This window comes from Xanthobacter sp. BG11Y11_SDJG, from assembly GCF_057364445.1.
Genome location: NZ_JBNFNU010000219.1, coordinates 1 through 7,147, shown reverse-complemented (window position 1 = coordinate 7,147; position 7,147 = coordinate 1). Strand labels below are relative to the sequence as shown.

At 70.5% G+C, this 7,147-nt stretch carries 7 protein-coding genes; 5 read left to right on the top strand and 2 right to left on the bottom strand.

Annotation, left to right across the window (positions count from 1 at the left end; genetic code table 11):
- Window positions 1-249 (bottom strand): FAD binding domain-containing protein (locus AC2W7M_RS16440; protein ID WP_486133325.1); only part of this gene is annotated, 249 nt, incomplete at its 3' end.
- Window positions 250-302: 53 nt separating this feature from the next.
- Window positions 303-626, bottom strand: coding sequence for an NIPSNAP family protein (locus tag AC2W7M_RS16435; RefSeq protein WP_486133323.1), 324 nt, complete (start codon window positions 624-626; stop codon window positions 303-305).
- Window positions 627-913: 287 nt separating this feature from the next.
- Here AC2W7M_RS16435 and AC2W7M_RS16430 point away from each other — a divergent pair, with 287 nt between their 5' ends.
- From AC2W7M_RS16430 to AC2W7M_RS16410, 5 genes are all read left to right on the top strand, one after another.
- Window positions 914-2,416: an aminotransferase-like domain-containing protein gene (locus AC2W7M_RS16430; protein WP_486133321.1), complete on the top strand. Its 1,503-nt coding sequence runs from the start codon at window positions 914-916 to the stop codon at window positions 2,414-2,416.
- A gap of 143 nt (window positions 2,417-2,559) precedes the next feature.
- On the top strand, window positions 2,560-3,528 hold the full coding sequence (locus tag AC2W7M_RS16425; protein ID WP_486133319.1) for a phosphate acetyltransferase: 969 nt from the start codon (window positions 2,560-2,562) through the stop codon (window positions 3,526-3,528).
- Window positions 3,529-3,531: 3 nt separating this feature from the next.
- The gene (locus tag AC2W7M_RS16420; protein ID WP_486133317.1) at window positions 3,532-4,740 is read left to right on the top strand and encodes an acetate/propionate family kinase; all 1,209 of its coding nucleotides are present in this window, start codon (window positions 3,532-3,534) and stop codon (window positions 4,738-4,740) included.
- A gap of 11 nt (window positions 4,741-4,751) precedes the next feature.
- Window positions 4,752-6,458, top strand: coding sequence for a DUF3141 domain-containing protein (locus AC2W7M_RS16415; protein WP_486133315.1), 1,707 nt, complete (start codon window positions 4,752-4,754; stop codon window positions 6,456-6,458).
- Window positions 6,425-7,051: a hypothetical protein gene (locus tag AC2W7M_RS16410; protein WP_486133313.1), complete on the top strand. Its 627-nt coding sequence runs from the start codon at window positions 6,425-6,427 to the stop codon at window positions 7,049-7,051. The genes AC2W7M_RS16415 and AC2W7M_RS16410 overlap by 34 nt, the downstream gene beginning before the upstream one ends.
- Window positions 7,052-7,147 lie beyond the last annotated feature (96 nt).

Below are 7,147 nucleotides of genomic sequence, written 5' to 3'. Positions count from 1 at the left end.
CCGAGCGCTCGCGTCCACCTGGCGCGTGGTGGCGCCGATCACCAGCGCGCCCGCCTCCTCGGCAATGCCGGCGAGCGCCGGCAGGCGCAGAATGTCCACCAGGACCGCCGGGCGCGCGAGACGCATGGCGAGCATGGGCACCAGCGTCTGGCCGCCGGCGACCACCCGCGCGTCCGGGCTCGCGGCGAGCACCGCGCAGGCTTCGGCCACGGACGTGGGGCGTACATAGGCGAAAGGAGCCGCTTTCATGCGCAATGTCCTCGTTCGCGGACCGGGCGCGGGGCACGGGGCGACCGCCGGGCTCAGCCCAGCAGCAGGCCCGCGACGGCGGGCGACAGGACCGAAACCGTCTGGGCTTTCAGCAGCGGCCCGCCGGCCTCGCTTGCCGCCTTCACCGCCTTCCAGCCCGCGTCGGCGCCGAACGACGCCCAGCCGGCCGTGCGGGCCTGCTCGCTCTCGAAGCGGGTGAGATAGGTCAGGCGCCCATCTTCCTCGGGGGCGACGAATACGCCGAGCAGCTCAATGCCGTGGCCCGGCAGGCGGGGCACCACCTCGTCCTTGAACCGCCGGCGCATCGCCTCGGCCTTGCCTTCGGCGGCCTCGTAGACGCGGATCTCATAGATCATCGGTGCCTCCCTTGCTGGCTTCTGACGTGCCAATTGGGGAAACGATACAGAGACAAATGCACAGGAGTCAATTATTGAGCTAACTCATTCAGTGATTTTGACCCACATCTTATGATGCAATGCGGCATCATTCTGATGCGTCGGGCGTTTTCCGCCGTCTTGCGCCGCGCCCGCCGGTGCCCCTGCCCGCGTCGACCCAGGGGCCGTGGAAAAGTGGACATTCGCCCCATCGCATTGCATCAATTTAAAAATTGTACTATTCGAGTGCTGTTCCTGTCAGGTTGACCATGTCCGATTGGCTTCCCTCACTTCCCCTCGGTCCGGGCCCGCGCTACCTCGCAATCGTCGACCTGCTGGAGGCCGACATTGCGGCCGGCCGGGTCAAGCCGGGCGCGCGGCTCCTGCCCCAGCGCGACCTGGCCGTTCGCCTGGGCCTCAGCGTCGGCACCGTGTCCAAGGCCTATGCGGAGGCGGAGCAGCGCGGGCTGATTTCCGGCGAGGTGGGGCGGGGCACGTTCGTCCAGCGCCGGCGCCTGCCGCAGCGCGCCGAGGTCCAGGGCGTGAACCTCGCCCTCAACGTGCCGCCCGCCACCGGCGAGGCGGACCTCATCGCCGCGGTGGTGGCCGAGATCGCCGCCGAGCCCGACATGGACCGGCTTTTGAGCTATCTGCCGCACCAGGGACGGCGCGATCACCGGGAGGCGGTGGCGCTCTGGCTCGGCGCCCATGGCATGGTCGCGGAGCCCGACCAGATCTTCATCACCCACGGCGCCCAGCACGCGCTCTCCATCGCCATGACCATGGTGGCGTCGCGCGGCGACACGGTGCTGACCGAGGCCCTGACCTATTCCGGCACGCTCTCGCTCGCCACCCAGATGGGCTACCGCCTGCACGGCGTCGCCATGGACCGGGAGGGGCTCCTGCCCGCCGCCCTCGACAAGGCGTTCGCCGAGACCGGCGCGCGGGTGCTGTACTGCATGCCGACGCTGCAGACCCCCACCGGGACGGTGCTGCCGGCCGAGCGGCGCGCGCAGATCGCCGAGATCGTCCGCCGCCACGACGCCTATGTGGTCGAGGACGACGCCTATGCCTTCCTGATGCCGACGCCGGTCGAGCCGCTCGCCGCGCTGGTGCCGGAGCGCAGCTTCTACGCGGTGAGCTTCGCCAAGTGCCTCGCGCCCGGCCTGCGCATCGGCGCCATGATCGCCCCCGACAGCTTCCGCGACCGCTGCATCAACGGGCTCAGGGCCAGCGGCTGGATGGCGGTGCCGCTGATGGCCGAGGTGGTCGCCCGCCTGATCCACACCGGCGGCCTCGCCAACCAGGCCGCCCTCAAGCAGGAGCAGGCGGCGCTGCGCAACAAGATCGCCCGGCGGCTGCTGGCGGGGCTCCTGCCGGAGATCCCGGCGCCGCCCGGCTTCCATCTGTGGCTGCCGCTGCCCATGGGGCGGACCCTGTCGGCGCTGATCGCCCAGGCGGCCCAGCGCGGGATCACGCTCGCCCCGCCCGGCAGCCTGCGTCCCAACGACCCGACCACCCAGGGGGTGCGGGTGTGCCTCGGCGCGGCGCGAGCTCGCGCAATTGGAGGACGGGCTGAAGGACCTGCGCCGCATCTTCGAGGAAGCGGAAGCCATCTCCTTCGTCTGATCGGCATCATCCACGTCGGCGCCGAGGACCGGAGCGGTCCGCCGCCGCGAAACGACCGTCAAGCGCGGCACCGAGACGGCGGCCGGGCCGAGACCCATCCGCCGGCAAAGCTCGGACCGGCGGCGCATTCGCGCCAGGATTGATGCGTGTCATGGAGCCGTTCGCCCGCGCCGCGCATACAGGCGGCAAGCCCGGCGATCCGGCGCGGGCACCGGCATCGGATGCCACACGCCCCGCGCCATCGCCCTCCCGCCGGCGCGGCCGGCCAGACGGATGAGGGAAGCGGATGCCCATTGCGAATGCGGCCGGACCCGTTGGCGACCGCCACGCCAAATACGAAAACCTGATCGCCGCGGCCCGTAGCCTGCCCAAGCTGACCGTCGCCGTGGTGCATCCGTGCGACGCCGTTTCCCTGGAGGCGGCGCTGGAGGCGGCGGACCTCGGCCTCATCACGCCGATCCTGGTCGGCCCGCCGGCCAAGATCGCCGCGGCCGCCGCCGCCGCGAAGCTCGACATCTCGGCGGTGCGCCAGGTGAACGCGGCCCACAGCCACGACGCGGCGGAGAAGGCCGTCGCGCTGGTGCGGGCGGGCGAGGCCGACGCGCTGATGAAGGGCAGCCTCCACACCGACGAACTGATGGGGGCCGTGGTGGCGCGCGACACTGGCCTGCGCACCGCGCGGCGCATCAGCCACTGCTTCGTCATGGACGTGCCGACCCATCCCGAAGCCCTCATCATCACCGACGCGGCCATCAACATCGCCCCCTCGCTCGCGGACAAGTGCCACATCGTCCAGAACGCCATCGAGCTGGCGCACGCGCTGCAGTTCGAGGAGGCACGGGTGGCGATCCTCTCGGCCATGGAGACGGTGAACCCGAGCGTGCCCTCCACCATCGAGGCGGCGGCGCTGTGCAAGATGGCCGACCGCGGCCAGATCACCGGCGGCATCGTCGACGGCCCGCTGGCGCTCGACAACGCGATCGACCTCGGCTCGGCGCAGATCAAGCACATCAGGTCGCCCGTGGCGGGGCGCGCCAACATCCTCGTGGTACCGGACCTCGAGGCCGGCAACATGCTGGCGAAGAGCCTGTCCTTCCTCGCCGGGGCGGACGCCGCCGGCATCGTGCTCGGGGCGCGGGTGCCGATCATCCTCACCAGCCGGGCCGACACGCGGACCACGCGGCTCGCCTCCTGCGCGGTCGCCTCGCTGCTTGCCGAGGCGCGCCGCGCGGCGGCCAGAGCGACGGAGGTCTGACCCATGGCGCAGGTGCATCTCGTCCTCAATGCCGGCTCCTCCTCGCTCAAGTTCCAGGTGTTCCTGGACGATGGGGCCGATCTGCCCAACCGGCTCTATCGCGGCCTGTTCGAGGGGCTCGGCACGGAGCCGCACTTCAAGGTCACGGATCATGCGGGCGAGGTGGTCGGCGACCAGCGCTGGCCCGGCGACGGCGCCTTCGGCTTCGAGGAGGCGCTGGCGCATTTGTCCGACTGGCTCTCGGCCCATCGCGGCGGCCACGAGCTCGCCGCCGTCGGCCACCGCGTGGTGCATGGCGGGGCGCACTATGCCCATGCCATGCGGCTCACGCCGCAGGTGATCGCCGAACTCGACGCCCTCTCGCCGCTTGCCCCGCTGCACCAGCCGCGCAGCCTGGAGCCGATCCGCATCATCGCGCGCCGTGTGCCCGGCCTGCCGCAGGTGGCCTCCTTCGACACCGCCTTCCATCGCACCCAGCCGGAGATCGCCCAATTGTTCGCGATCCCCAAGTCGCTGAGCGATGCGGGGGTGCGGCGCTACGGCTTCCACGGACTGTCTTATGCCTATCTCGCCACGCAATTCCCGATGATGGGCGAGCGCCTCGCTCGCGGCCGGGTCGTCGCCGCCCATCTCGGCAGCGGTGCCAGCCTGTGCGCCCTGGAGGCCGGGCGCAGCATCGCCACAACCATGGGCTTCTCCGCGCTCGACGGGCTGATGATGGGCACGCGCAGCGGCACCATCGACCCGGCCGTCGTGTTCTATCTCCAGCGCGAGCTGGGCATGAGCGCCGACGAGGCGGAGATGTTCCTCTACACCAAATGCGGCCTTCTCGGCGTTTCGGGTCTCTCCAGCGACATGCGCGAGCTGCGCCAGAAGGCGGAGGCGCAGCCGGGCGCGCAGCGCGCCATCGATTTGTTCGTCTACCGCATCACCCAGGAAATGGGCGCGCTGGTGGCGGTGCTCGGCGGCATTGACGGGCTCGTCTTCACCGCCGGGATCGGCGAGAACGACGCCGCCACCCGCGCCGAGGTCATCACCGCCGCGCGCTGGGCCGGCTTCGAGCTGGACGCCGAGGCGAACCGCGCCGGCGCTGAGCGGATCACGAAGGGGAACGGGCCGCAGGCCTATGTCATCCCCACCGACGAGGAATGGATGATCGAGCGCGAGATGCGCGCAGTGCTCGCCGCCGACCCCTCTGTCGCGGCCGGCTGAGGAGACCCTCCATGCACCCCCTGGACATGATGAAGGTCTATGGACGGGTCGCCGAGATTTACCGCCTGCGCCTGGGCGAGGCGATCTCCGCCTATGGCGAGGCGATGCGCGGCGCGGCCGGAGCGTTCGCGCAGGCGGCGCGGCCGCAGACGCCGGAGGCGGCCTGGCGCGACACGGTCTCCTACACCTTCGATGCCATGCAGCGCACGCTGCTCTTCTGGGACACGCTGCGCCAGCGCGGCAACAACTGGATCGCCCACGAGAAGGCCGGAAAGCCGCCGCTGCTGGCGTTCGACTACGAGATGATCGCCGATGCGCGCGGCTTCGCGCGGCCGTGCAACTACGCCCTCGTGCGCATCCTGCCGCCCGAGGGCGTGGTGCTCGATCCGCAGAAGCGGCCGTTCCTGATCATCGACCCGCGCGCCGGCCACGGGCCGGGCATCGGCGGCTTCAAGAAGGAGTCGGAGGTCGGCTTCGCGCTGAAGGCGGGCCATGCGGTCTACATGGTCATCTTCTTTCCCGAGCCGGTGCCGGGGCAGACGCTCGCCGACGTGTCGCTGGCCGAATCCGAGTTCCTGCGCATCGTCGGCGCGCGCCATCCCGCGACCGACAAGCCGGTGGTGATGGGAAATTGCCAGGGCGGCTGGGCGGCCATGATGGTGGCGGCGCTCGACCCGGAGAATGTGGGACCGGTGGTGGTCAACGGCGCGCCCATGTCCTACTGGGCGGGCAACGACGCCGAGAACCCCATGCGCTATGCCGGCGGCGTGCTCGGCGGCTCCTGGACCGCGCTGCTCGCCAGCGACCTCGGCGGCGGCGTCTTCGACGGCGCCTATCTGGTGGACAATTTCGAGTATCTGAACCCGGCCAACACCTATTTCACCAAGTACTATACGCTCTACGAAAAGGCCGACACCGAGCCGCCGCGCTTCCTGGAGTTCGAGCGCTGGTGGGGCGGCTATTTCCTGATGAACCGGGCCGAGATCAAGTGGATCGTCGAGAACCTGTTCGTCGGCAACAAGCTCGCGGCCGGCAAGGCCGAATGGGCGCCGGGCAAGTCCTTCGACCTGAAGGCGGTGCGCTCGCCCATCATCGTCTTCGCCTCGCTCGGCGACAACATCACCCCGCCCCAGCAGGCCATCAACTGGGTGGCGGACATCTATCCCACCACCCAGGCGCTGAAGGATGCCGGGCAGGTGGTTGTCGGCCTCATGCACCATTCCATCGGCCACCTGGGCATCTTCGTCTCCGGCGCCATCGCGCGGCGCGAGCACGCCCAGATTGTCGACCTGATCGATTACGTGGAAAGCCTGCCGCCCGGGCTCTACGGCATGACCATCGAGGAGGACCACTCGGGTCCGGAGCCGAAATACGACGTGACCCTCACCGAGCGGCGCGTCGAGGACATCGCCTGGCTCCAGAAATACGATCGCAAGGACGAGATTCCGTTCGAGGTGGTGGCCAATATCTCGCAATACAATTCCCGCCTCTATGAGGCGTTCGTGCACCCGCTGCTGGCCGCCGTCATCACGCCCGAAATGGGCCGGGCGCTGCGCGCGGTGCATCCGCTCAGGATGGCGCGCTGGGGCCTGTCCGACCTCAACCCCGCGCTGAAGGCGCTGGCGCCGCTGGCCGATTTCGCCCGCAGCCAGCGCACGCCGCGCAAACGAGGCGGGCGCGCATTGTGGCGGCCGAACGCTTCGCCGCGGCTGCCGTAACGGCGGGATGGGACCTCTACCGCCGCCTGCGCGATGCCACGGTGGAGACGGAATTCTTCCGTCTCTACGGCACCTTCGCCATGCTCGACCCCGACCTCACCGCGCCGGTGGCGCCCGCTCTGGTGGAGCAGCCGCCGGCCAAGGTGGCGGCGGCGCTGGCCGCCGTGCGCGACGGCGGCTTCACCGATGCCGCGGTGCGCATCGCGCTGCTGGCGCAGCAGCGCGGAAACGGCGAGCGCCGGCTCTCCACGCTGAAGCAGATCCGCGACCTGGTGGGCCAGGACGTGGGGCTCGTCGCTCTGTCCGCCGATGCCGCCCAGGCCATCATCCGACGCCAGGCGCTGATCGTCGACCATGCTCCCGATCTGGCGCTGGATACCCTGCCCGCGCTGCTGAAGACGCCGCAGGAGCGCGACCACCTGATTGCCCTGCTGGACCGGCTGGGCGCCCACATCGCCTTCGGGCCGCCGGTCGCCGCGCTCGCCGCGGAGGTCCGCGCGCGTCTCGCGGCTGCGGACGCGGCTCCGTCAGCCACAGTGACGCCCTTTTCCGGGCCCGGCCGCAACCGCCTTGGGCTACCCTTGCCGGCATGACGGGTCGAGGTGGACGGCCGCCTGCGGGTCCTGGCGTAAGCGCGCGCCGGCGCGATCGGTGCGGGGCGCGGAGACGACGATCCACCCCCGACGCCG

What these genes read in the sequence shown, in the direction of transcription:
- AC2W7M_RS16425 (WP_486133319.1), top strand. Translation starts at nt 2,560, where the DNA reads ATGCCCATTGCGAATGCGGCCGGACCCGTTGGCGACCGCCACGCCAAA.
- AC2W7M_RS16415 (WP_486133315.1), top strand. Translation starts at nt 4,752, where the DNA reads ATGCACCCCCTGGACATGATGAAGGTCTATGGACGGGTCGCCGAGATT.
- AC2W7M_RS16435 (WP_486133323.1), bottom strand. Translation starts at nt 626, where the DNA reads ATGATCTATGAGATCCGCGTCTACGAGGCCGCCGAAGGCAAGGCCGAG.
- AC2W7M_RS16430 (WP_486133321.1), top strand. Translation starts at nt 914, where the DNA reads ATGTCCGATTGGCTTCCCTCACTTCCCCTCGGTCCGGGCCCGCGCTAC.
- AC2W7M_RS16420 (WP_486133317.1), top strand. Translation starts at nt 3,532, where the DNA reads ATGGCGCAGGTGCATCTCGTCCTCAATGCCGGCTCCTCCTCGCTCAAG.